The following is a 23,965-nucleotide window of genomic DNA, read 5'->3' as shown; positions in this document are numbered from 1 at the left end:
CTGACCTTATTGTTGTTTCATGCAGGTTAGGAGGAACTGCTTGACGAACTGGAAAGCTGCTTGAGCTGTGACGTGAGCTGATCTTTCTGGGTATTGTATTTTTTAAGTAGGGTTTCAAGGTTGGCAAAGTATTTTTTTTGCCGGGCTTCCCACGTATCAAGGCGCTCCTGTTCCTGGGTAATCTTTTTATCGATATTTTCCATGATGCTCTGATAATTGTTTTTCAGAACCATCAAGGCGCCGTTTTTCGATTTAAGCGCAATTGCTGCGGACGTCTGCTCTGCGGTACCAGTGCCCGAGACGTTGACGTCCGTATAGGTTAGTTCACCCTTGAGGAATGTGCTGACCGTCTGAATCAGCCCTTCCTTGATGCGTATCTGGCCCGAGTGATCGCCGGGGGTGAGGTTGTCTATCTGGAGCGAGAGACCCCGCGCATCACCTGAAGCAACGCTGTAGTAATAGCCCGGCTGGCTCGTGTCGCGCGTTGCGGCCACGCCGCCAACCGTGACATTGGTAATATTGCCGCCAGCGTCAACCGAGTAGTTCACATCATACGAACCACCCTTGGTAATGCCCGCAATGTGGCTGCCGTAGCGAAAATCAGAACTGGTAGTCGTGCCGGTGCCGCTGGAGCAGAAAAAATCCACAACATCCGAAAGGTTGCTGTTGATCATTTTTTCATAATTGCTCTTGTCCATCTGCTGCAATTCAGCAATGCCGGACGAAGGCGCAATTACCAAAAGCCCATAGTTGGAACTCGACTGGTCGGTTTCAACCTTGATGCCCATGTTGGCGAGGTTGGCAAGCACATCGCCCGACAGCACATCAGAGGCAGACGTCCGGCTGGCAAAACCAGGGGGCGCGCTGTTGATCAACGAAGTGAAGCGCGATTTGAACAGTTGCACGCCGTAGTTGCCCTGCAACAGGCCGCCTTTTTCAGTAGTCAGTTGCGAGGTGCTATAGTTGCTGCTGGTCTTATTCTTGGGATCGTTGGTGGTGACGTCCTTGTTCGGATCAAATTTTGTGTAATCATTGATGGTCATCAAGACAGAGTTGACGGAATCAAGAAACGTCTGAATGGATTTTTCCACCGAGGTGATGTCTGTATTGACCGTAATGGATGCGCTGCCTTTGTCCTGAATGGTAAAGACCACGCCCTCGATCACGTTGCTCACGCTGTTGGTGTCGGATTCCATGGTCAGGGGCCAGTTGTCCACCGTAAATTTGGCGTTGGCCGCACCGCGGATATTCCAGTTGGAGGACGATGTCACCTGACCGGTAATGCCCGGCCCGCTGAGGGAATCAATATTGTCGAGCTTGAGAAAATAACTGCCGGTCGTAGGCAGAGTGCCTGTTTGCAGGTCAATGGTTGTTGCCCCGTCCGCGCTTACCAGTGAGCCAGACAGGCCTTTGCTCTTGAGTTCGGCGATCACGTCCGCCATCTTGGAGCCGCCAGGAATTGTAAATGTCTGCGGCGTGGAACTGTTATTGGCGGTGTAGGTATAGGTCAGGGGCGGGGGCGTCTCCAGTGTGCTGGCTGCGGCCATGTTGGTGATGGTGGCCGTGGAGTCTGTCTTGACGGTGATTCCGTCCATGCCGCCGCCCGTGCCGCCTGCGCTCAGGTAGAATTTTTCCGTATTCGCAAAAGTTACGGTTTTGCCATCTCCACTTAATGTGCCGCCAAAAGATTGAAGCTGGGTCAGCAGATCCTGATAGGTTGCGTCCTGCTTGATGGTCAGGCTTTGCGTTCCGCCATTGTTGTCAACAATGGTATAGGTAAAATTTTTTGTGCCGTCAGCGCTTGTGCCGCCAAGTTTTTGCGAGAGCTTGGCGCTGTCAAAGGTAATAGCCGTGCTGGCGGTAAAGCTCTGCGAACCGGAATCGCCCACCACCTTGGTGCCAAGCTTGGTCTGGTCGGCAACGACGGTCGAAGTCATCTTGCCAGAATCGCTGGCGCTGTCAGCGAAGCTAAGGGTTGCGCCGTTCACATTGGAGAGGTTCAGCTCCCAACCGCCAGTGGCGTTGTTGTAGGTCATTTCAGCCGAACTGGCGCCGGAAGCCTGGGCGATCTGCAATGCGGCATCCTTCATGGTGGTGCCGGCAGCAATGGTCAGGGTGCGTGTGCCAGTGGTGACGCCATCGTTGATGTTCAGATCAACAGTCAGGGCACCCGTAAGCTTGGTTGTTGTGGGCGTTGAGCCCATGGAAAATTTTGTGACCGGGGTGCTGAACGATGTCTGCGTACTGGTGTCGCGCCGATACATGGCCTTGACGTCAGCAAGTTGCAGATTGCCGGAGCCGTCAATGCTGGCGATGCTGCGCCCCACCTGCGCATTAATGGCGGTTGCAAGATCCTGGTTGGTCTTGTCGCCGTTGATTTTGACCGAAAATGTGTTGCCGTCCTCCATGATGAGGTCGTAGGCATATTTTGTGGGGTTGGTGAGCGTGCTGCCCATGTCCAGCACATTGTTGGTAGACCATGTGGAGGATGCGCCAGATGCGCTCATGCCCACAAGGCCGGAACTGTGAATGACCAGGTCGTTGGCCGCGCCGGTGCTCTTGCCCGCAACCTGAAAAACATAGCCGGAGCTGGCCTGAACAATGCTGACCTTGATGCCGGGGTTGTCGGAAGAATTGTTGACCATACTCACAAAGGAATCGAGCGTGGTATTGGCCGGAACGGCCATGCTGTATTCCTTGCCGGCATAGCGGTATGAAAATGTCTGCGATGTGCCGGATGTGTTGATGATGTCCGTCTTGCTGGAAAAGACATGCCCGGTGTTGGCCCATATGGCGTTGCTCGCCACCTGGCTGACATTGATGGTGTGCTGAACGTCGTCCGCGGAGGCGCTGGCAACAGCAGAAATAATATTGCTGTTGCTGCTGGTTACGTTCTTGGTAACAAAGCTGTTTTTGTTGGCGAGGGTTGCGAGCACATTGCTGGCGGTGCTGACCTGCTCAATAACTTTGTCAAAAGCATCATAGCGAAGTTTCCAGTCGCTTTTCCACGCAGTAAGACGATTGAGTTGCGTGGACTCAACTTTCTTGAGGTTCGCGAGAACCGTATCAAAGTCAGTATCCGAACCACTGAGGTTGGATATGGCGTTGGAGCCGGATATGGTACTGGCCATGGGTGCCTCACAAGAAAGATGTGCCGTTCCCGGTGCGGGCATGCGCAAACCTCGGGGAACCGCCAGCCGTCATGCACGTTGTTGGCGGCAATACATGCCGGAGACATGACGGACACTCAAAAATTTGCAAAATACGTGCAAACTGGTGGATACGGCGGGGCGGGAGTATGCAATGCCGGAAATGCTGAAAAAAATCAGCAGATAGCGTGAATGCCCGTCTTGGTCGTATTTTTCCGCCTGCGCATGCGGAGCATTCGTTTTGCTCCGGGCTGCCGAAAAGGCAGTTTTTGCCTCCATGCAAAATTGCCGAAGGTCTTGCGCCTCAGTTATTTTAACGGAGCAAGGGTGAAAAAGTTTAGAGACTGGCGGCGCGTGAAGAATGGGCAGGTATGGTTGGCGGCTGACCTGGCTGGCATAAAAATGACGGGCTGGTTCCCCGGAACTCGGGGGGGGGCTGCGTCTAGGCAGGAGGGTGCAGCCCGCTGGCCTTGCAGCCGGGGCAAAAAAGAAGAGGCGGGTTGCCCCGCCTGCTCCTGTTTTTTTAATTTTGTAGCCATGCGACATTTGCGGGCGGTTTGTCCCGTCCGCATCATTGGTGCGTGCCACGCCTTAGTGCATAAATTCGGCCCAGCGGGCCAGCAGGGCGCGCAGGGCATTGCCCCGGTGGCTGCGGGCGTTTTTTTCGTCCCGCGTCAGTTCTGCGGCGGATTTGCGCGCCGATGGATCAAAAAAAATAGGGTCGTAGCCAAAGCCGTTGTCTCCGTGCGGGCTTTCCAGCAGGGTGCCTTCCCATGTGCCGCGCACAACCATTTCATCGCCATTGGGCTTGGCGGCGGCCATGCAGCTGACAAAGCGGCAGGCGCGTTTGTCAGCGGGCACTGCGGCCATTGAGTGCAGCAGCTTGCGGATGTTGCGGGCATCGCGGCTTTCGCCGGGCAGGCTCTCCCAGTCATCGGAATAGCGGGCGGAGTACACGCCCGGTGCGCCGTTCAGGGCGTCCACTTCCAGGCCGGAATCATCGGCAACACTCACAAGGCCGGTCAGGGCCGCCACGGCCCGGGCTTTGATGAGAGCATTTTCTTCAAATGTGGTGCCGGTTTCTTCGATGTCGCCGATTTCAGGAAAGGACGAAAGCCCCAGAACTTCCACGCCGAATTCGGTCAGAGGGTCGGCCAGTTCGCGAACCTTGCCCGCATTTTGCGTGGCCAGAACGATACGAAGTGTCTTGCTGTGCGCCATGTCTGCATCCTTTATGGGTTTGGGCAAAGAACATATCCGCAGGTGGGGCGCAGGTAAAGAGCGTTGGGCAAAACGCCTGGATAGTTTAAATATATAGTTATTATATAGTGTTATGCGAATTTGCCGCAGCGTATGCTTTTCTTTTGCATCTTGCGGGAGTATGGTTTTTACCCATCATTCATCAGAGAGGAAATGAGCATGAAACTCATGGAAATATTCGACGTCCCCACTCAGGAAACCCATATCCCCGTTCCCTATGTTATTGCCGAGGCTGGCGTGAACCACGAGGGCAGCATGGACATCGCCCGCCGTCTGGTTGACGAGGCCGCCGAGGGCGGGGCCAACGCCATCAAGTTCCAGACCTACAAGGCCGGAACCCTGGCCTCCAAGGATTCGCCCGCCTACTGGGATACCTCCAAGGAACCCACCTCCAGCCAGTACGAGCTCTTCAAGAAGCACGATTCTTTCTGGAAAAACGAATTTGAAGCCCTCAAGAAATATTGCGATGCTGCGGGCATTGCCTTCATGTCCACGCCCTTTGATGTGGAGTCGGCGCACTTTCTCAACGACCTCATGGACGTGTTCAAGATTTCCTCGTCCGACATAACCAACAAGCCTTTTATCCGCATCCTTTGCGATTTCAAAAAACCCATTATTCTTTCCACCGGCGCGGCGCATCTGCACGAAATTGCAGAAGCCGTGGAATGGATTGAAGAAAAGGGCAACAAGCTGGCCCTGTTGCACTGCGTGCTCAACTATCCCACTGCGGATGAAAACGCGGCCCTGGGCATGATTCCCGCGCTCAAGCGGCATTTCCCCCAGCATGCCATCGGCTATTCCGACCACACCCTGCCCAACGACATGCATATTCTTGAAACCGCCACCCTGCTGGGCGCGCGTATTCTTGAAAAACACTTTTCGCACGACAAAACCTTGCCCGGCAACGACCACTACCATGCCATGGACAAGGAAGACCTCAAGCATTTCTACAAGCGGCTCAACGCCACGCTGGCCAGCGTGGGCGACATGGAACTGCGCGCCCTGCCGGAAGAAGAACCGGCACGTCAGCATGCCCGCCGCTCCCTGGTGACGACGCGGGCCGTGCCTGCCGGTCAGCCGCTGACCGCTGCCGATCTTACCTGGAAGCGCCCCGCGCATGGCATCTCCCCCCGTAATTACGACGAGGTGCTTGGTATGCGCGCCCGCCGAGATCTGCCCGAAGATACCGTGCTTTCCTGGGCCGATCTTGACAGGGCCTGATTATGAGCAACGGGCGCATAACCCTTGTTCTTGGGCGTATGCCCCACAAGGCCGACCCTGCGTTTTTTCGCGCGGCCGGGCCTTGGTGTTTTGCCGAGCAGGAAGAATTTTTTCCCGACTGGGATAAAAAATTCACCTTTGCTCCTGAGCCGCTGGTCGAGATTCCCTTGCAGGAGCGGGCCTGCCAGGAGGTAAAGGCTCTCTGTGCAGATATGCTGCCTCATGTTGCCGAGCGTATCTGCCCGCATGCCCGCAATTTGCCCCCTGCCTATTGGGAAACCCTGCTCACGCCCTGGGCAATGAATGTTTCCAAGCAGGTTGTGGAACGCTGGTGGCGGGTCAAGGCCATGGTGCAGGCCTGGGGGCAGGAGCCGCTGCATGTGCCGCTGCTGCCGAGGGACTGCTCGTTCAGTTTTGCAACCGGGCCGGACTTTGTGATGCACGGGGCGCTGGGGCATACCTACAACCACTGGCTGTTCTCGCGCCTGCTGGAAGAGGTATTTCCCGCAGCCTGGAGCATGGAATATCTGCCTGCGGTGCAAAAAAACTATGGCGAGCAGGAAAAGCTTTCCGGCAAGGAGCAGGTGCGTGAGGTGCTGCGCAAGCTGATGTTGCGCCTGCCTTGCCCCCGGCTCAAGGGCATGAGCATTGCCCAGACCTTGCGTTTTTCGCTGGCCTTGCTGCACCGCAGCCATGGGCCGGACAGGTCGCGCCCGCAGGCGGAATACAGCAGCGCCGCCACCGGTATTGCGGCGGATCTGCCAGAAAATTTCGCCAGCACGCTGGTGACGCTGTTCATGGCTTCCTTGCCGCAACTGCTGGCAAGCCACAGACATCCGGCCCGTCTTACGCCTGATCCGCTGGGGCCGCGCCTGCGTGTTGCCAGCGTGCTGGCCTATGAAGATGCGGATTACCGCCAGTCGCTGGCCAAGTGGCGGGGGCGGGGCAACCGCCTCATGTATGTGCAGCATGGCAGCGACTACGGGCAGGTGCGCTGCGTGTCGGATGTGGAGATGGTGGAATACAGCCAGCATGCCTTTGGCACATGGGGCTGGAAGCAGCATCAGGGCAGTGCGGGCAATTTTATTCCCCTGCCGTATCCGCAGCTTGATGGTCTTGAAGGGCGCTGGCAGGGGCAGAAGGGCGAAAACCTGCTGTATGTCGGCACGGAAATGCCCGCCTTTCCCTATCGGCTTGACGCGCATCCCTCGCCCTTGCAGATAGTGGAATACCGCAAGGACAAGGCTCGATTTTTTGAAGCTCTGGGGCGCGATGTGCAGGCCTGTTCGCTGTACCGTCCCTATTTCCCGGTTCCCGGCTCCCTGCGCGATGCGGATTGGGTGCTGGAGCGTTTTCCCGCGGTGCGGATGGCCACGGGCACGTTGTCAAACCACCTCTATGCCTGCCGTTTGCTGGTGCTGGACCACAACGGTACAACACTGCTGGAATCGCTGGTTGCCAATATCCCCATGGTGCTGTTCTGGCGGCGCGAGGCCTGGGCGCTGACAAGCGATGCCACGGCCCTGCTGGACATGCTGGCCGAAGCCGGTATATGGCACGAAACACCCCAGAAGGCCGCCGCCAAGGCCGCCGAGGTCTGGAGTGATCCGCTGGCATGGTGGATGAGCGATAAGGTGCAGCAGGCGCGCAAGGCGTACTGCGCGCAGCAGGCCCTGACCGTTCCGGGCGGTCCTAACCCTTACTGGCTGAAAATGCTGAAGAGTCTGTAACACATGCAAGTTCGTGTTTTTTCGTTGTCGCTGTTGGTGGCTGCGGTATTCTGTTCTGTTCTGCTCATGGGCGGCACTGTTCTGGCTGATGACGCCTCGACCCTGCGCGAGGCTCAGGCCGCGCTGGACAAGGCCGATTACGATCAGGCCGTGCGCGTGCTCAAGCCGCTGGTGGACAGCGGCAATGCTGAAGCTCTCTATGTCATGGGTCGCCTGATCCTTGAAGGCAAGGGCGTGAAGAAAAACAATACGCGCGCTGCGGAATTTTTCCGTCTGGCGGCGGAGAAGGGCGACGTCAGCGCCATGAATTCTTGGGCCACGTCGCTGGTTACCGGGGATGGCGTTCCCCGCAATTACCACGAGGCCGCCCGCTGGTTCCGCAAGGCCGCCGATCAGGGCCTTGCCATGGCCCAGTACAATCTTGGCTACCTCTATGCCTATGGCAAGGGCGTACCCAAGGACGAAGCCGCCGCCATTGACTGGTACACCCGTGCCGCCAATCAGGGGCTGGCTTCGGCTCAGTATTCCCTTGGCTGGACCTACATGAACGGCAAGGGCGAAAATCAGAGCGACACCAAGGCGGCCCACTGGTTTGAAAAGGCCGCGGAGCAGGATCACGCCAAAGCCCAGAACAACCTGGCCTACATGTACGCTGAAGGGCGCGGCTATGCCCAGGATCCCGCCAAGGCAGTGCAGTGGTATACACGCGCGGCAGAGCAGGGCTATGCGGAAGCGCAGTACAACCTCGGCTATATGTATGAGCAGGGGCGCGGCGTAGCGCAGGATTATACTCAGGCTGTGGACTGGTACCGCAAGGCTGCGGAGCAGAACGAAGCTGCCGCCCAATACAGCCTTGGCCTCATGTACGAACAGGGTACGGGCGTTCCCCGCAACCTGACCGAAGCCAGTCGCTGGTATCAGCTTGCCGCCAAGAACGGAGACCCTGATGCCAAGGCCGCCCTGCGCAGCATGTCCACCAAGGCTCCTGCCAAGGCTGCGGCTCCCAGCAGCCCCACCAAACAGACCCGCGATAAAAAGAAACAGTAAAAGACGGGCCAGAAGGCCCGACATTCAACAATATAAAGGCCGCCCGGCATACCCGTGAGTATGCCCCGGGCGGCCTTTATTTGTTTCTGCCAATCTGCACCGCCTGTTCCGGCGGCGTCCTGTTGCCGCTATTGTGGCAGAAAAAAACTATTTTTTGTCATTGCTGCCAGTACGGTCGTTTTCTATTCTGCACACATGAAACAGCGCGTTGTTTTCTTTCTTTATCCCGGCATTGTCTCGCTGGATGTATCCGGCCCGCTGGAGGTTTTTGCCACGGCTACGGATATTCTGGCGCACAGCAACAAAAACGATCAAGGCTATACGCCCGTATTCGCCGCCTGCACCCCCGGCCTTGTGCGCACGTCATCCGGCCTTGTGCTGACGGCGGAGACAACACTCGAAAATCTTTCACCGGATATTCTTGTTGTTCCCGGCGCCGTGGATGCGGAAGCCACATCGGAGAATCCGGAAATCATAAAGCAGGTAAGCGCGGCGGCGGCCCTGTCTGCGCGCATAGCAAGCGTGTGCAGCGGGGCGTTCATTCTGGCGGCCTGCGGTCTGCTGCACGGCAAAAGGGCGGCAACCCACTGGCTGGTGGCTGACCGTCTGGCCACGCTGTACCCGCAGATTACAGTGGAGCCTGACGCCATTTTTGTACGCGATGGCAACACGTCCACAAGCGGCGGCGTTACGGCGGGCATAGATCTGGCCCTGGATATGGTTGAGGAAGACTACGGCGACAAGCTGGCAATGGAAGTCGCCCGCGTACTGCTTTTGTACCGCCGCCGCCCCGGCAACCAGAGCCAGTACAGCTCCGCGCTGGCCGCGCAGGTCAATGCGGGCAGATTTGCCCCTCTGGTGCGCTGGCTGGAGGCGAATCTTGGCAAGAATCTGACTGTTGAGCGCCTGGCCGAGGTGGCGAACATGAGCCCCCGGTCGTTCGCGCGGGTATTCCCCGCAGAAACCGGCAGCAGCCCCGCACGCTTTGTGGAAGGCTTGCGCATTACCCGGGCGCGGGAGCTCATTGAATCCGGGGCTGATTCCTTTGCCTCGGTGGCGCAGTCGGCGGGTTTTGGCAGCGAAGACCGTTTGCGCAAGGCCTTCATCCGCCGCCTTGGCCTGAGTCCCCATCAGTACAGCCGACATTTTTTTAAAGGAGAATAAAGATGAAAAAAGGCCTCACATACGGAATATATATTTATGAACAGGTGGCGGAGCTGGATTTTGTAGCGCCCATGCAGGTTTTTGCGGCATCCAACCAGTTTGCCGGGGGCGGCAGGGTGGTGACGCTGAGCTGCACGGGCCAGATGCTCTGCGGATTGAGCGGCTTGCGCATCACGCCGGACTACAGCCTGCAAAACGCCCCGCCGCTGGATGTGCTGCTGTTGCCCGGCACTGCGGAAGTTTCCGAATACGCCTGGAGCGACCCGGCCATTCTGGACTGGGTGCGCCAGCAGTACGAAAAGGTGGAATACCTCGCCGCCGTGTGCACAGGTGGGCTGATCCTGCAAAAGGCCGGGCTGCTCAGGGGCCGCCGGGCCACAACGCACTGGCAGCTCATGGACGCCCTTGAAGGCGACCCGGAAATAACGGCTCTGCCGGATGCGCGCTATGTGCGCGACGGCAAGATCGTTACCTCGCAGGGTGTCTCTGCGGGTATGGACATGGCTCTGTGGCTCGTTGGGCAGATTCATGACCCTGATCACGCCCGTCTTGTGCGCAAAATTTTGCAGTACGATCCAGCCCCGCCGTACACCGCCGAAGTTTAGTCGGATTCAGGCCACGCCAGACGGGATTGTCTGGCAGAAAATATAACGGCGCAGCGCTGTGAGGGTAACAGGGCTGCGCCGTGCGTGTGATGGTAAGTTGCGGAAATATTGTCAGGTTATTTAGGGCGCTTAATCCATTTCATCCACAAACGGCCTTACCGCAGGCCGTTCTTTTTTTGAAATGCGAGGATGGACAGAAATTCAAAGCCGATGTTGGCGGCCAGATAGGCTGTCAGCTCTGCCTGATCTATGCCGGGCATGACTTCCACTATGTCAAAGCCCACGTAGTGCAGATTTTTGAGCGCGCGTACCAGGCTCAGCACCTCCCATGAGGTAAAACCGCCGACCTCGGGCGTGCCGGTGCCGGGGGCATAGGCAGGATCCACAAAGTCGATATCAAAGGTGAGGAATACTTTTGTGTCGCCAACGCGCTGCTGGATGGCTTCTATAACCGCAGGCAAGCCCATCTCGCGCATAATGTGCGCGGGCAGCACCTTGAAGCCAAGGTCGGCGGCAATCTTGAAGTCGTCCGGGTCATAGAGCGAACCGCGCATGCCCAGTTGGATAGAGGTGGACGGGTCGATGAGGCCTTCTTCCAGCGCACGCCGAAAGGGTGTGCCGTGGTTGTACGGCTGTCCGAATACGGATTCGTTCAGATCCAGGTGCGAATCAAAATGCAGCAGGCTTACCTTGCCGTGCTGGGAGGCAACGGCACGCAGTTCGGCAAGGGTGATGGCGTGGTCGCCGCCAAGGCCCAGCGGCACTGCCCCGGCTTCAAGCAGGGGCTGCATGAACTGGGTGATGGCGGCGTACGAAGGTTCGATGTAACCGGGCACAATATTGACGTCGCCAAAGTCGCCGCCGGTCAGCTCGTTGAGAATATTGACTTCAAAGATCACGTTGTTGGGCTTGATCATGCTCGAAATATGCCGGATGGCCGAAGGCCCGAAGCGCGAACCCGTGCGGTAGGAACTGCCCGTATCAAAGGGAATGCCGAAAACCGCAAAATCCATGCCCTTGGGGTCGTCCATACGCGGCATGCGCATGAAGCTGCCGGTGTTGCAGAAACGTGGGGACGAAGACGCGCTGGGTGGTTGCATGGAAGCCATATAAACCTCGATGTTTGGGCCGGAAGAGTTCGGTCTGTTATGGTGCGCCGCCGCAATGGGGGCCGGTACTTGTCTTTTTGCCGCGCGATCAGGCCGCGTAGACCTTGTATTTGATGTCAGAAGGCACGCAGTTTTTACCGTTGATGGGCAGAATATCCTGCGGGCAGGCAGACATGACCACCACGCAGTCAAAATGGGCTTCAAGCACCACGTAGTCGCCCGCCTTGCTCAGGGGCGGCAGCCAGTGGGCCTTGTTGTCCACAATGGGGGTGTTCATCCACAGGTTCAGGGGGCAGGGGCAAAAATCCAACTGTATGCCCAGCTTGCGCAGGGCCGCATACATGTTGTCCGTGCAGTTGGCGTGGTAGCCCTGCACGCCAAGGGCCATGTAGCGGTAGATGTCGCAGGCGGCCATAAAGGTGTCGTGCGCGCCGTTGCTGGTGTCTTCCTGCATGGTGAGCACCGGGCGGCGGCAGTTGGTCACCAGCCTGTCGCCCGGGCCGGGAATGCCTTTGTTGAGGTCGGGCCGCACATGCTGCATGGACATATATTCCTGCGGATTGCGCTGGTTGAAGGCCCAGGTGTCCACCACCTGCTCCCCCGTGATGTTGACGATCTTGATGCGTTCACCGGCCCGCACAATGGCGGCATCGCCGCAGCGGCCGGGAATGGTGATGTATTCGCTCATGGGCATGTTCTCCTGCCAAAGGCTTGTGCCAGATATGCTGCCTGCCACTCGTAGCGGATGTTGGCGGCAGTGCTGCGGAAGCTAGGCAACCTGTCCGTTGCGGTGCGTCCAGCTTTTCAGAAAGGCCGCAAGGCGCGGGCTTTCCGGCGTATGAAAAAGTTTGTCCGGCGGCCCTTGCTCCACAACGTGCCCGCCTTCCATAAAGACCACCCGATCCGCCACCTCGGCGGCAAAGCCCATTTCGTGGGTCACTATGAGCATGGTCATGCCGTCGTTGGCCAGGCTGCGCATGACTTGCAGCACATCGCCCACAAGCTCGGGGTCAAGGGCAGAGGTTGGCTCGTCAAACAGCATGATGCGCGGCTCCGTTGCCAGGGCGCGCGCAATGGCAACGCGCTGTTGCTGCCCGCCGGAAAGCTGGGCCGGGTAGCTGTTGCGTTTTTCGGCAAGGCCCACGCGTTCAAGGCATTCCAGCCCTTTTTTTTCGGCTGCGGCGCGGCTTTTGCCAGCAACGGAAATGAGCGCCTCGGTGACGTTTTCCATCACCGTCATGTGCGGCCAAAGGTTGAAATGCTGAAACACCATGCCGAGGTCGCGCCTGCTTTCGCGGATGCGTGTTTCGCTGGCGCGGCGGCGGGTGCCGTTGTACTGCACCTCGTAGCCCATCAGTGCGCCTTCAACCAGAATTTCGCCCTCGTCGTACACTTCAAGAAAGTTGACGCAGCGCAAGAGGGTGCTTTTACCGGAACCGGAAGGGCCTATAAGGCAGACCACTTCCTTGGGCATGACTTCCATATCAATGCCCTGAAGCACTTCGTGCTGCCCATAGCGCTTGCGCACATCGCATATTCTGATGGCAGGGGTGATTGTTTCTTCCATGACCTGTTCTCCTTTGGAGCCTTGGCGGCGCGGATTTCTGTATAAATCCGTGCGGGTCTGATGCAGCGCTAACGCGTCAAATGCCTGGTCAGGCGGGCCTCCGCCTTGCCGCACAAAACTGCCACTGCCTCGGAAATAATCCAGTAGAGCAACGCCAGCAGGCACAGGGGCATGACAATTTCAAAGCTGATGTTCATGATACGGGTGGCAGTCTTGGTCAGTTCCGCCACGGTGATAATGGAGAGCACCGCTGAATCCTTGATGAGCGTGATGATCTGGTTGACTGCGGGCGGCAGGACTATCTGGGCCATCTGCGGCAATTCAATGCGCCACAGCCTGCGCCAGGGGCGAATGCCAAGGCAGTGCGCCGCCTCGCGCTGACCTTCGGGGATGGACTCGAATCCGGCGCGGAAGATTTCGCAAAAATAGGCGGCGGCATAGAGCGACATGCCCAGCATGCCTGCGGGTTCCGCATCCAGCACGATGCCGATTCTGGGGCCGCCGTAATAGAGCAGATATAGCTGGATAAGCAGGGGCGTACCGCGAAAAAACTCCACATAACAGGCCACGGGCTTGCGTAGCCACGGGCAGATGCGGCGGCCAAGCTCCGCGGCAAAACCCAGAGCCAGACCGCACACTATGGCAACCAGGCTGATGCGGATGGTCACCCAGAGCGCTGCGCCAAAATCCGGGCCGTTCTCAATCAAAAAGCTCTGCCAGCGGGCCAGAAACGTGGTGAGGGCGTCCATCAGTGTTTCCCCTTGAGGCGTTCGCCCAGGCGAGAAATAATCAGGCACAGGGCCAGATAGATAATGGCTGCTGCCAGATACACTTCCACAGGCTTGTAGGTTGTGGACACAAGCTGCTCGCTGCGGCGCATGAGTTCTGTGACGCCGATAACAGAAATAAGCGACGAGTTCTTGAACAGGATGATGAACTCATTAACCAGCTCCGGCCCTGTGAGCGACAGCACCTGCGGCAACTGGATGCGCGTGAGAATGCGCATGCGGCTGAGGCCCAGCGCCTTGGCAGCCTCTATCTGGCCCACGGGTATGGAGTTGAAGCCGCCGCGGTAAATCTCGGCCTGAAAGGCGCTGGTGTTGAGGCCAAGGGCCAGCACGGCAACCAGCAGCGAGGGTACTTCAATATTGACTGCCGAGGGCAGGTAGAACAGCAGAAACAGAATCACCAGCACGGGAATGCCCCGCATAAAGCTGATGTACAGCCCCGCCGCCCGCTTGAAACCCCAAAACTGCGACCGCCGCATCTGACACACCGAAATGCCCAGCACAACACCCAGCGAGATTGCCGCCATAGCCACAAGAACCGAAGTTATTGCGCCCTGGAGCAGCTCCGGCATTATGGAAAGGATGAAGCTGCATTCGTTCATGATAGCCTGCTGTGGATGCATCCACTCGGTTGGGCGTTTTCGGCGGGGAACAGTGGGAGGACTCCCCTGCGGCACAGCTCCCCGCCTGTCAGTATGGTGTTTTGAGCAAACTGGATGCCATTGCGGCAATTATTATTTATTTACAGTAGGTTGCTCATTTTTGATTGATATATATCAGGAGGCCATGAGAACAAAAATGTTTTGATTTCGGGATGTTGAATTTATGCAAAACATTTTTGTTTCATCATCAGATCAATCTGCGGTCCGGGGCTGCGCGCCTCGAAAGGCTGCCTGCGCCGCAAGAAAGGCAAAGATCACGGAGGCTCCTGCCAAAGCGGTAATGCCCGCCACGTCCTTGTCGGGCAACACTTCCACCAGATCCATGCCAACCGCGCGGCGCTTGCTGCAAATGCCGCGTACAAGGCTCATGGCCTCGTAGGTGGTGAAACCTTCCACCTCTGGCGTGCCGGTGCCGGGGGCATAGGCCGCATCAAGAAAATCAATGTCAAAGCTCAGAAACACCGGGGCATCGCCGATGCGCGCGAGGGCCTCGCGTATCACAGCCTCCAGCCCCATTGCGTGGGCCTCGTGCCCCATGATGATGCGCAGGCCCTGCTGGCGGGGCCAGTCAAGGGCGTTGCGGCTGTAGAGCGGCCCGCGAATGCCGATCTGCGTGGAATGCTGCGGCAGGATGAGGCCTTCTTTCAGCGCCCAGTAAAAGGGAGTGCCGTGGTTGTAGGGCTTGCCGTAATAGCTGGGTATGGTGTCGCTGTGCGCGTCAAAATGCAGCAAAGCCACAGGCCCATGCGCCGCATGCACGGCGCGCAGGTTTGCCAGGCTGATGCTGTGGTCGCCGCCCAGAATGACGGGCAGGGTTTTGGAGGCGAAAAAAGGCTTCAGGCTGCTGGTGATGGCGGCAAAGCTGTCTTCCATGTAGCCGGGTATGGTGTCGATGTCGCCGTGGTCGGCAATGGTGAAGCTCTCGTTCACGTCCACATCAAGCTCGGGCGAGTATGGCTTGAGCAGGGTTGAGGCCTCGCGGATGGCCGCAGGGCCAAATCTGGTGCCGGGGCGGTATGATACGCCGCTGTCAAAGGGAACGCCGATAATGGAAACATCGGCCTGCGGGGTTTCACCCGTTGCCGCCGGTTGCCGCATGAAGGTGCGGATGCCGCAAAACCGGGGGGATTGCAGGGAATTGACCGGACTCATACCTATTCTCCTGAAATAATGTATAAACTGTCAAAAGCAGGCCCCGGCCTCATAGGACCGGGGCCATGTGTGAAGGAAGGAAAGGCTATTGAACGGGCGTGGGCAGCTCTGTGGGAATTTCCATGGTAAAGCCAAACCACTTCTGCTGAAGCTCTGCCATTTTGCCGCTGGCGATGAGCTTGCGCAGACCGTCATCAAAGAAAGCCGCGAGGCTTGCGCTGTCCGCATCGTTGCGGCCCACCCAGGTAAAGTAGACCTTGGGGCCGAAGGGAGGGGTGAGGATCTTGAACACGCCGGGGCGGCGTTTGATAACGTCCGCAAGGTTGGGGTAGGACTGCGCCACGCCGTCAAGGCGTCCTGCGGCAAGGTCGGCGTAGGCTTCGTCAAAGGCCACGTATTCCTTGACCTTGATCTTGTCCTTGCCGCCAAGTTTTTCGGCAAGCAGGTCGATGGCCTTGATCTGGGCGGAGCCGGTCTGGCAACCCACGGTTTTGCCGCTCAGGTCTTCGGGCTTTGCAAAGGGGCTGTCTGCGCGTACCAGCATGGCCACGGTGGCGTCAGCTACGGGCACGCTCAGGGCGTAGTGCTCGTTGCGTTCCTTGGTGGCGGTGACAGACGTGACGATATAGTCAAATTTTTTAGCGCTCAGGCCGGGCAGGATGCCCTGAAAGGGAATATCCATGCGCTTGACCTTAACGCCGGGCATGTCCTTCATGATGACTTCAAGCAGGTCGGTGCTGTAGCCCACGATTTTGCCATTTTCCATAAACTCAAACGGCGTAAAACGGGCTTCGGTACCAATGACGATTTCGCCCTTGGCCTTGATATCCGCAAGCAGGTCGGCACGGGCGGTATTGGCGCCCATAAGGAGCGAACTTGCCAGCGCTGCACCAACCACAACTTTTTTCAGCAACATATTCATACGAAAACCCTCCAGATTTTGCAGAGGGTATTGCAACATGATTGCCAAAGTTGAAAATTGTTTTATTTCAGTAAATTAAATATTTTTAATTGAAAAAACAGGGTGGTACCAAAACAATATTGTTTTGTTAACCTCGGAAAGCCACTGTAGATTACAAATTTGTATTGCATCCGGGGCAAGCATCTGTTTGGAATGGGCCTTGCCTTAAATAAAAGGCCTCCGCGAGGAGGCCAATAATGATGGGAAATTGCAGGTGGTTTGGGCGCTACAACCATGCCCGCCAGATGCAGACGAGAGCAGCAGCGGCAATGATGCCGCGCAGCACGGTGCGGAAGCGTTCAGGATTGATTCTTTTCGCTACAGGGAAAGCGCACAGCGTGCCCAGCACCGTGGCAGGCATGCCGTATGCGGCGTAGCGCAGCACTTCGGGCGTGTATAATCCCGCCCCGGCCTGGAGAACGCAGGTCAGCGAAGCCCTGATGATAAAAAATACGCCCAGCGTGCCGAGAAATATCCGTGGAGTCCACCCGGCATAAAGGCCGTAGGCGCCTACAGGGGGGCCGTCAAAAGAGATGGCCGACCCCAGCACGCCCGAGGCAAAGCCCGCAAGCCCGCCTTTGAGCCAGGATTCCTGCCCGGTCTGGCTTACGCGCGAACGGCTCTGCCAAAGCACAAATGCCAGCAGGAGTATGCCGGTCATGCCCTGGAGCATGCTGCCAGGAACCATCTGGAGAATGAAAAGACCGATGATGGAGCCGGGGATGGCACCGGCAAACAGAGGGTAGAGCGCGCGAACCTTGCAATACCGAAAATGCATGGCGGCGATCGCGCCGTCCATAACCAGATTAAGTATGCAGCTCAGGGCGATGACAACCTGAATGGGAATAAACAGGGCCGCAAGGGGCAGGGCGATCATGGCGCCGCCGATGCCGCTTGCACCAGAAACAAAGCCGCCCACAAACCAGGCGAGCACAACTACAAGAACAGGAATATCCATAAGGCCTTCGCTGATCCGGCATCAGGGCCGGGATGGAACGTATTCAACAGGCAACACGGCAGGTTGCAGCCACTTATTGCCCTTACGCGTGAAGCACGGTGCAGGTCAACCAAGCGGAAAGGGGCGGTAGTGCAAAAGGCGTGCTCTTGTCTGGCAGGCTGGGGAAGTTATTGCGCCTTTTCAGGTATGCATCAACATGCTAATCTTGCTTAATGTTTCTGGGGCATTCTGACCTTTTTTGGCTTATTCCCAACCGTTACGGATCGTTGCCAATGATTGATCTTTTGAGCAACTTTGATGCCTTCACCATGGCAGTTCTCGTGGCGGCTCTCTATTTTTCGCTGTCTTCCGTGCTTGTGTACACGTATCTGTACCGCCGAACCTATCCTGGGTTCGGGAGTATGACGCTCGGGCTGGTTTGCTGGTCTGTAGGGCTGTTTCTTAACTACTTCCGTCCCTTTGATCTGTTGCTTTCCCTCTACATTGGCGGAGTGCTGATGCTGCTCTCCGGGGTTTTTCTGTTCCGTGGCCTGTTGCTGTACGGAGGGGTCAGGCCGAGGCGTCGCATGGCAGTGAACTATGGTGTTTTTGCGGTTATTTCAGCCGCAATAGCCTACTATATGTTTGTTGATTTCGACACCTGCACAAGGGTTGCCGTATTTTCCCTTGGCATGGCTTTCATGTTTTTCCGCATCGGGTTTGAACCGTATGTGGTCAAGGGCTGGAAACGATATGCGACGCAATCCCTGCTGTCGGCGATGTTTGTTGTTCTTGGGGCGGTGTTTGTGCTGCGCGCATACAAGGCCTTCAACGCTGTGCAGTGCCTTCCCTCCGGGCCGGATGACATGGCCAAGGCCCTGTTGCTCATGGCAATGTTCATTGCCTCAATTTTGACTTTCAGCATCATCACCATGACATTTGCCAGAATGGAAGCGGAACTGCGGGTCGCCAACGAAGAACTTCAGGATATGTCGGAGACGGACGCCCTCACCAGCCTTGCCAACCGGCGCAAGTTTGATGCCGCGTATGAGAGCGAATGGAAGCGGGCCGTGCGTGGGCGGCTTGGCATGGCGATTGTGATTCTGGATGTTGACGACTTCAAGAATTTCAATGACCAGTACGGCCATCAGGAAGGCGACGAGTGCCTGCGCAAGCTGGCGCAGGTTCTGCAGGCTCATGCCCGGCGCACCACGGATGTAGCCGCCCGCTATGGCGGGGAGGAGTTTGCCCTGATCCTGCCCGGCATGGGCGCTACAGAGGCGTTTGCGCTGGCGGAGGATGTGCGGCAGGCCTTTGCAAAGATAGGCATTGAGCATGCCACTGGCAGGCACGGCAATGTTGTCACCGTGAGCGCCGGAGTCGCGGTGCTGGAACCTGCGGGAAAGAAAAACAGGCGTGAGCTGCTGCGCGCGGCAGATGCCGCCCTGTACGCCGCAAAGGCCAAGGGAAAGAATATCGTGATGCACTCAGCCGGAGCGGAGGGGGCTACTGGTCGCGTGTGATAATTGTTGGCCCGGTGCTGACGAATCCTCTTTTTTCCAGTTCTTCCACAGAAAGCGCTTTTGCGAAAAAGAATCCCTGCCCGATATTGCAGCCCATCATTTTGATTTTGGTGAACTGCCCTTCGTTTTCAATGCCTTCCGCAATGGATGCTATGCCCAGATATTTTGCCAGATCAATAACCGTCTGCGTGATGGCGCAGGCATCCGGGGCCTCGTCCAGATCCCGCACAAATGATTGATCGATCTTGAGCCTGTTGATGGGGTAGTGGCGCAGGGACGACAGCGAAGAAAAGCCGGTGCCAAAATCGTCAATGGAAATTTCCAGCCCCATATCGCGGAACTTGCCCAGAGCGCGGCGAGCCTCCTTGGGGTCGGTCATGAGGGCGCTTTCCGTCAGCTCAATGGCAAGCAGATACGGCGGGATGGAATATTTGTTGAGGATACGCTCAATCATGGGCAAGGCCGCGCCACGCAAAAATTGCGATGGTGAAATATTTATGGAAACCTTGGGCGGGTTGAGCCCTGCGGCGCGCCATTGCTCGATCTGCGCGGCGGCACTGTCGGCAACCCATTCGCCCAGCTTGTCGATAAGGCGTGTTTTTTCCGCCTGGGGAATGAACTTGCCGGGGAACAGCAGCCCGTCATTGGGGTGCTGCCAGCGCACCAGGGCTTCAAGCCCGATTATGCGACCGGAATCCAGTTCCACCTGGGGCTGGTAGTGCAAAACCAGCTCATTTTCTGTAATGGCGCGGGGCAATCCGCTTTCTATCTGAAGCTGGATGGCCGCCTTGATCTGCAACTCGTCATTAAAGAAGCTGAAAGTATTTTTGCCCTGCCCCTTGGCATGGTACATGGCAATGTCGGCATTTTGCAAAAGAGTGCTTATGTCGCTGCCGTGCTGCGGGTACACGGCTATGCCAATGCTGACCCCGGCGTATATTTCAAAGCCGCATACAGAAATGGGCTGGCGTAAAGATTCAATGATGCGCTGCGCAGTGGCCGCCGCCTTGGCATCGTCCACATTTTCCAGCAGCAGGGTAAATTCATCGCCGCCAAAGCGTGAAACAACGGCATCCGCGCCAGCCGCGGTGGTAAGGCGGAGGGCCATTTCTTTAAGCAGGCTGTCGCCCGCCGCATGCCCTATGGAATCATTGACTATTTTAAAATCATCAATGTCGATAAAGGCAACAGCAAACTGGCAACTGGTGGGCGGGTAGCAATCCAGCGCTTTTTGCAGGCGGTCGCAAAACACGGCGCGGTTGGGCAACTGCGTCAGTTCATCGTGCGTGGCCAGAAACTCAATGCGCCTTTGGGTTACGGCAATTTTCTTTATGTCGGCAAACACGCCGATATAGTTGGTTATGGCCCCGCGCAGGTTGCGCACTACCTTGATGTTCAACCACTCAAGGTAAAAGGTGCCGTCCTTTTTCTTGTTCCAGATTTCGCCTTCCCACCAGCCGTTGGAAAACAGCTGATCCCACATGTGTTTGTAAAATTCCGTCCCGTGACGGCCTGAGGCCAGCACGCGCGGGGTCTTGCCTATAATCTCCGGCTGCGAAAAACCCGTGAGGCGGCAGAATGATTCGTTGACGGCCAGAATATTTGTTTCGCTGTCTGTTATGCAAATGGCCTCTCCTGTGAAATCAAATACCTGCCCCGTAAGTTCCAGCTGTTTTTCGGCTTCATCTCGGCGGCGCAGGCTGTCGTAGGCAAGAAAGGCCAGAGCCACCAGCAGGGCAGATACCAGCGCTGCCGCGCACAGTGTGGCGGTGCGTATCTGTTCAAAGGGCGCAAAGGCGTTGCCCACAGCGCTGCCCACCACAAAGGTCAGCCCATACTGGCCAAGTTTGTAATAGCCGAATATTCGTTCAATGCCGTCAATTTGCGATGGGCGGCGGAAGTTGCCGCTGATGGGGGAGTTTGCTTTCAGATAGGCTGTGCCGCTGATGATGTGCCCGTAGATGAGGCCATCGCCGGTGGAGCGCACAAGCAGTGTGCCGTCCGAGCGGATGACATCGATGGAATCTTGCACGTCAAGGCCCAGGCTGCGAAAAAATGAGGCAAAGTAGTCTGGTTCAACAGAAATAACAATGACGCCGACAAGCTTGTCTTGCCGGACAATGGGGCTGGAAAACTGGATGGTCCATTTGCCGGAAACGCGGCCCAAAACCGGCTTGCCAACATGAATTTCCCGCCAGGGCGGGGTGAGGTGCACACTGAAGTGCTCTCTGTCGGCTATGCTTATGCCCGCAATGTGCGGCAGGGTTGAATAGGCAACAAGGCCGTTGGGTTCAACTATGGAAATTTGCAGCGCAAGATCGCCGATAATTTTTTTCAGCCGCTCTGCTTCTGTGCGGATATCATTTTGATCGGGAGTCCATGCTGCATCCAGTTCCTTGATGGCAAGCTCAAGGCGCTTGATTGTGGACAGCATGTGCTCGCTCAGGGCGCGGGCCAGGGTGCGCGTGGTAATTTCAACGGTAGACTGAACTTCTTTTTCTGAGCGCGCAATGTCCCACAGGGTTGCCGACCAGATGATCGTCAGCAGAAAAAGAAGGGACGCCGCCGTGATGGCAAGCATGCGCCTGTTGCAGTTGCATAACGCGCCTTTCTTCTCTCTGGTGCTTTGCTCTGCTATGGGCATGATCTCACCATCATTTGAAAGGAATTCAGCCGGGTGCCAGTGAAAGCCGATTCTCCCGCCTGCCGTGCTGGTGCAGCACCAAATACTCGCTGTTGCACCAAGTTTACATGATGCCGTATGTTTTTTGAATAAAAATAGTTGGATAAAACATAACTATTTAAAATTGTAGGGTTTCTTTATTAGTTGAGGCCGCAGAGTAAAAATATGCGCCGACATTTAAGGTACGCAAAGGCGGTCGCTGCTCTGCGTACAGCCTGGTCTTGATCAAATATCTGCTGACCTGGTTATTGTGTCGGAAATGGATAAAGGTGCTCCATACACGTGCCAGTCTTTGCAGCGCATAGAAAATATGGTGTTGAATAATGCATTAATTGTTCTATGCATATATTTTTTATTTTCTGGCGGTTATAGTTGTGGTTTACAAAGGTGATGTATGATGAAAATTTATTTCTATTAATATATCGTGCCGTTAGTTTGTTGTTAATGGAGTATGTATCTATGAGATTTATAAAAATCATAAAAACAATATTTAGAACAGGATATATAAAAAGGAAAATATTAGTGGCAATAATGTGTTAAATTTCATCTTTGTACGACAATTTTGTACTGAAATGATGTCGCATTAATGTGATGAAAAAATAAAGCTTATAGAATTGTTGTGGTTATGAGTATTGCGAAATAACAATATTTTTATCTAGTCAAGCCGTATTTACAATGCTATTTCTCGAACATCTTCAGCTAAGCACTGATGTTCGGAGGAAGCATGGATAAGTTTTTGCGTTTTATCTGTTTGTGTTCTGCCCTGACCCTCATGCAGCTGGGGGCAATGGCGCTTGTTTCAGGAACCTCCCTTGCGCAAAACGACAGAGGCACGTCATCCGGCCCTGTCCAGGCCAAGGGGTATCCTCACCCCGACCAGTATCTTACTGTCCCCAGCGTTAAAATTGCCGACAATCTGGAGCCTGTCATCCCCCATCCGGAGCAGGACAAGGCCGTTCGGGAAAAACTGGCTGCGCTGGAAAAAAAGTTCGGTAAAAAACCCAACATCCTGGTTTTTGTGCTTGATGACGTGGGCTGGATGGATGTGGGCTTTAACGGCGGCGGCATAGCCGTGGGCAACGATACGCCCTCGCTGGACAAGTTCGCTTCCGAAGGGCTTATCATGACCTCGGCGTATTCGCAGCCAAGCTGCACGCCAACACGCGCCACCATAATGACCGGGCAGCTGCCGGTGCATCACGGCCTGCAATACCCGCCCATGTACGGGCAGGCGGGCGGTCTGGACGGGGCCATCACCATTGCAAAACTGCTTTCCGATCAGGGCTATGTGACCCAGGGCATAGGAAAGTGGCACATGGGTGAAAACGAAGGCTCCCTGCCCAACAATGTCGGCTTTGACGATTTTCGTGGATTTCTGTCAGTTTCTGACGAATACACCGAATGGCGCGACATCAATGCCAATCCAGAGATTGCCCTCAATCCCCCCAGATTTGCCGCGTTTGAAAACGCCCCCTTCAGCCACAGCGAAGTGCAGTGCAAAAAAGGCGAAAAAGGCTGCAAGGATCTGCGGGTTATTGATCTCGACAGCATCAAGCATCTGGATGACGACCTGACTACCTACGGCGAAAATTTCATCAAGGCTCAGGCAAAAAATCCCAAGCCTTTCTTTCTGTATTTTGGCACGCGCGGATGCCATTTTGACAACTATCCCAGCGACAAGTATCTGGGCAGATCCCGCGCCTGCACACCGTATTCCGACTGTATGGTGGAAATGGACGATGTCTTCGCCCGCCTGATGAAGGCCCTTGAAGATTCCGGCCAGATTGACAATACGCTGGTCATTTTCACCTCGGATAACGGGCCGGAAGGCGAAGTCTCGCCCTATGGCCGTTCGCCGTTCCGCGGATACAAGGGCACCACCTGGGAAGGCGGCACCCGCGTGCCCACGTTTGCCTATTTCAAGGGCGTGATCTCCCCCCGCAAGACGGAAGGTCTTTTTGACCTGGCGGATATCCTTCCCACTGCGCTTTCCCTTGCGGGCAAGCCCGGAGCAGAGCTTGCCAAGCTGCTGCCTCCAGACCGTTATGTGGACGGCATCGACCAGCTTTCCTTCCTGCTGGCGGACAAGGGCAATTCCAACCGGCGTAGCATCCTGTACTGGCTGGGCACTACCTTTGCGGCTGTGCGCATTGACGAATTCAAGCTGCACAAGGCTGTGCAGATCACCGACATGATCACCCGCAAGGGCTACAATGGCGGCTTTACCGGCGGCATCGTGGAAAAAACCGGCGGCCTTGTGATGTTCAACCTGTATACCAATCCGCAGGAAGACGATTCCGTTGGTATTCGCCACATACCGGTGGGGAATGTCATTAATTCGGAATTTGGCCGCTACCGTGGCGTGTTGCAAAAGTATCCGCCCAATTTCCGTTTGCCAGGGTACTAG

Annotated in this window: 18 protein-coding genes; 7 read left to right on the top strand and 11 right to left on the bottom strand. The window is 56.3% G+C overall.

Going from position 1 to position 23,965, the window contains the following annotated elements:
• Nucleotides 1-26 precede the first annotated feature (26 nt).
• Together fliD and rdgB are read right to left on the bottom strand one after the other, a co-directional pair.
• Nucleotides 27-3,131, bottom strand: coding sequence for a flagellar filament capping protein FliD (gene fliD, locus NE637_RS10160; RefSeq protein WP_227119188.1), 3,105 nt, complete (start codon nucleotides 3,129-3,131; stop codon nucleotides 27-29).
• Between the two features lie 609 nt (nucleotides 3,132-3,740).
• A complete protein-coding gene (gene rdgB, locus NE637_RS10155; protein WP_215647354.1) occupies nucleotides 3,741-4,370 on the bottom strand; it encodes an RdgB/HAM1 family non-canonical purine NTP pyrophosphatase in 630 nt (209 codons plus the stop codon).
• 198 nt (nucleotides 4,371-4,568) lie between these two features.
• Here rdgB and NE637_RS10150 point away from each other — a divergent pair, with 198 nt between their 5' ends.
• From NE637_RS10150 to NE637_RS10130, 5 genes are all read left to right on the top strand, one after another.
• The gene (locus NE637_RS10150) at nucleotides 4,569-5,630 is read left to right on the top strand and encodes an N-acetylneuraminate synthase family protein (protein WP_227119189.1); all 1,062 of its coding nucleotides are present in this window, start codon (nucleotides 4,569-4,571) and stop codon (nucleotides 5,628-5,630) included.
• 2 nt (nucleotides 5,631-5,632) lie between these two features.
• Entirely contained in the window at nucleotides 5,633-7,360 is a 1,728-nt protein-coding gene (locus NE637_RS10145) for an LIC12162 family transferase (RefSeq protein ID WP_192113839.1), read from the top strand.
• A 3-nt stretch (nucleotides 7,361-7,363) separates the two neighbouring features.
• Nucleotides 7,364-8,407, top strand: coding sequence for a tetratricopeptide repeat protein (locus NE637_RS10140; protein ID WP_227119190.1), 1,044 nt, complete (start codon nucleotides 7,364-7,366; stop codon nucleotides 8,405-8,407).
• Nucleotides 8,408-8,602: 195 nt separating this feature from the next.
• Nucleotides 8,603-9,571 (top strand): GlxA family transcriptional regulator, encoded by a 969-nt coding sequence (locus NE637_RS10135; RefSeq protein WP_227119191.1) that lies wholly within the window; start codon nucleotides 8,603-8,605, stop codon nucleotides 9,569-9,571.
• Nucleotides 9,572-9,573: 2 nt separating this feature from the next.
• Nucleotides 9,574-10,176: a DJ-1/PfpI family protein gene (locus tag NE637_RS10130; RefSeq protein WP_227119192.1), complete on the top strand. Its 603-nt coding sequence runs from the start codon at nucleotides 9,574-9,576 to the stop codon at nucleotides 10,174-10,176.
• A gap of 155 nt (nucleotides 10,177-10,331) precedes the next feature.
• Here NE637_RS10130 and speB (NE637_RS10125) read toward each other — a convergent pair whose 3' ends face one another.
• From speB (NE637_RS10125) to NE637_RS10090, 8 genes are all read right to left on the bottom strand, one after another.
• Nucleotides 10,332-11,285 (bottom strand): agmatinase, encoded by a 954-nt coding sequence (gene speB, locus NE637_RS10125; RefSeq protein ID WP_227119193.1) that lies wholly within the window; start codon nucleotides 11,283-11,285, stop codon nucleotides 10,332-10,334.
• Nucleotides 11,286-11,373: 88 nt separating this feature from the next.
• Nucleotides 11,374-11,973 (bottom strand): DUF1989 domain-containing protein, encoded by a 600-nt coding sequence (locus NE637_RS10120; RefSeq protein ID WP_227119194.1) that lies wholly within the window; start codon nucleotides 11,971-11,973, stop codon nucleotides 11,374-11,376.
• A gap of 81 nt (nucleotides 11,974-12,054) precedes the next feature.
• Nucleotides 12,055-12,852: an amino acid ABC transporter ATP-binding protein gene (locus NE637_RS10115; protein ID WP_192113845.1), complete on the bottom strand. Its 798-nt coding sequence runs from the start codon at nucleotides 12,850-12,852 to the stop codon at nucleotides 12,055-12,057.
• Nucleotides 12,853-12,920: 68 nt separating this feature from the next.
• Nucleotides 12,921-13,601, bottom strand: a complete 681-nt coding sequence (locus tag NE637_RS10110; protein WP_192113846.1) for an amino acid ABC transporter permease — start codon at nucleotides 13,599-13,601, stop codon at nucleotides 12,921-12,923.
• Nucleotides 13,601-14,242 (bottom strand): amino acid ABC transporter permease, encoded by a 642-nt coding sequence (locus NE637_RS10105; protein ID WP_215647346.1) that lies wholly within the window; start codon nucleotides 14,240-14,242, stop codon nucleotides 13,601-13,603. The genes NE637_RS10110 and NE637_RS10105 overlap by 1 nt, the downstream gene beginning before the upstream one ends.
• 252 nt (nucleotides 14,243-14,494) lie before the next feature.
• A complete protein-coding gene (speB, locus tag NE637_RS10100; protein ID WP_227119195.1) occupies nucleotides 14,495-15,454 on the bottom strand; it encodes an agmatinase in 960 nt (319 codons plus the stop codon).
• A gap of 85 nt (nucleotides 15,455-15,539) precedes the next feature.
• Complete coding sequence (locus NE637_RS10095) at nucleotides 15,540-16,376, bottom strand: transporter substrate-binding domain-containing protein (RefSeq protein ID WP_192113848.1); 837 nt, start codon at nucleotides 16,374-16,376, stop codon at nucleotides 15,540-15,542.
• A gap of 265 nt (nucleotides 16,377-16,641) precedes the next feature.
• Nucleotides 16,642-17,373, bottom strand: a complete 732-nt coding sequence (locus NE637_RS10090; RefSeq protein ID WP_192113849.1) for a sulfite exporter TauE/SafE family protein — start codon at nucleotides 17,371-17,373, stop codon at nucleotides 16,642-16,644.
• A gap of 272 nt (nucleotides 17,374-17,645) precedes the next feature.
• On the opposite strand from NE637_RS10090, the gene NE637_RS10085 reads away from it, so the two are divergent.
• The gene (locus tag NE637_RS10085) at nucleotides 17,646-18,875 is read left to right on the top strand and encodes a GGDEF domain-containing protein (RefSeq protein ID WP_215647345.1); all 1,230 of its coding nucleotides are present in this window, start codon (nucleotides 17,646-17,648) and stop codon (nucleotides 18,873-18,875) included.
• Here the strand turns inward: NE637_RS10085 and NE637_RS10080 are convergent.
• A complete protein-coding gene (locus NE637_RS10080; RefSeq protein ID WP_192113851.1) occupies nucleotides 18,859-21,519 on the bottom strand; it encodes a bifunctional diguanylate cyclase/phosphodiesterase in 2,661 nt (886 codons plus the stop codon). The genes NE637_RS10085 and NE637_RS10080 overlap by 17 nt on opposite strands.
• 763 nt (nucleotides 21,520-22,282) lie before the next feature.
• On the opposite strand from NE637_RS10080, the gene NE637_RS10075 reads away from it, so the two are divergent.
• Complete coding sequence (locus tag NE637_RS10075; protein WP_215647343.1) at nucleotides 22,283-23,965, top strand: sulfatase-like hydrolase/transferase; 1,683 nt, start codon at nucleotides 22,283-22,285, stop codon at nucleotides 23,963-23,965.

Origin of the sequence: Desulfovibrio desulfuricans (assembly GCF_024460775.1) — a bacterium.
Taxonomy (GTDB): Bacteria; Desulfobacterota; Desulfovibrionia; order Desulfovibrionales; family Desulfovibrionaceae; genus Desulfovibrio; species Desulfovibrio desulfuricans_E.
Note: the sequence above shows the minus strand (reverse complement) of the source record. Positions and strands in the feature narration are given on the sequence as shown.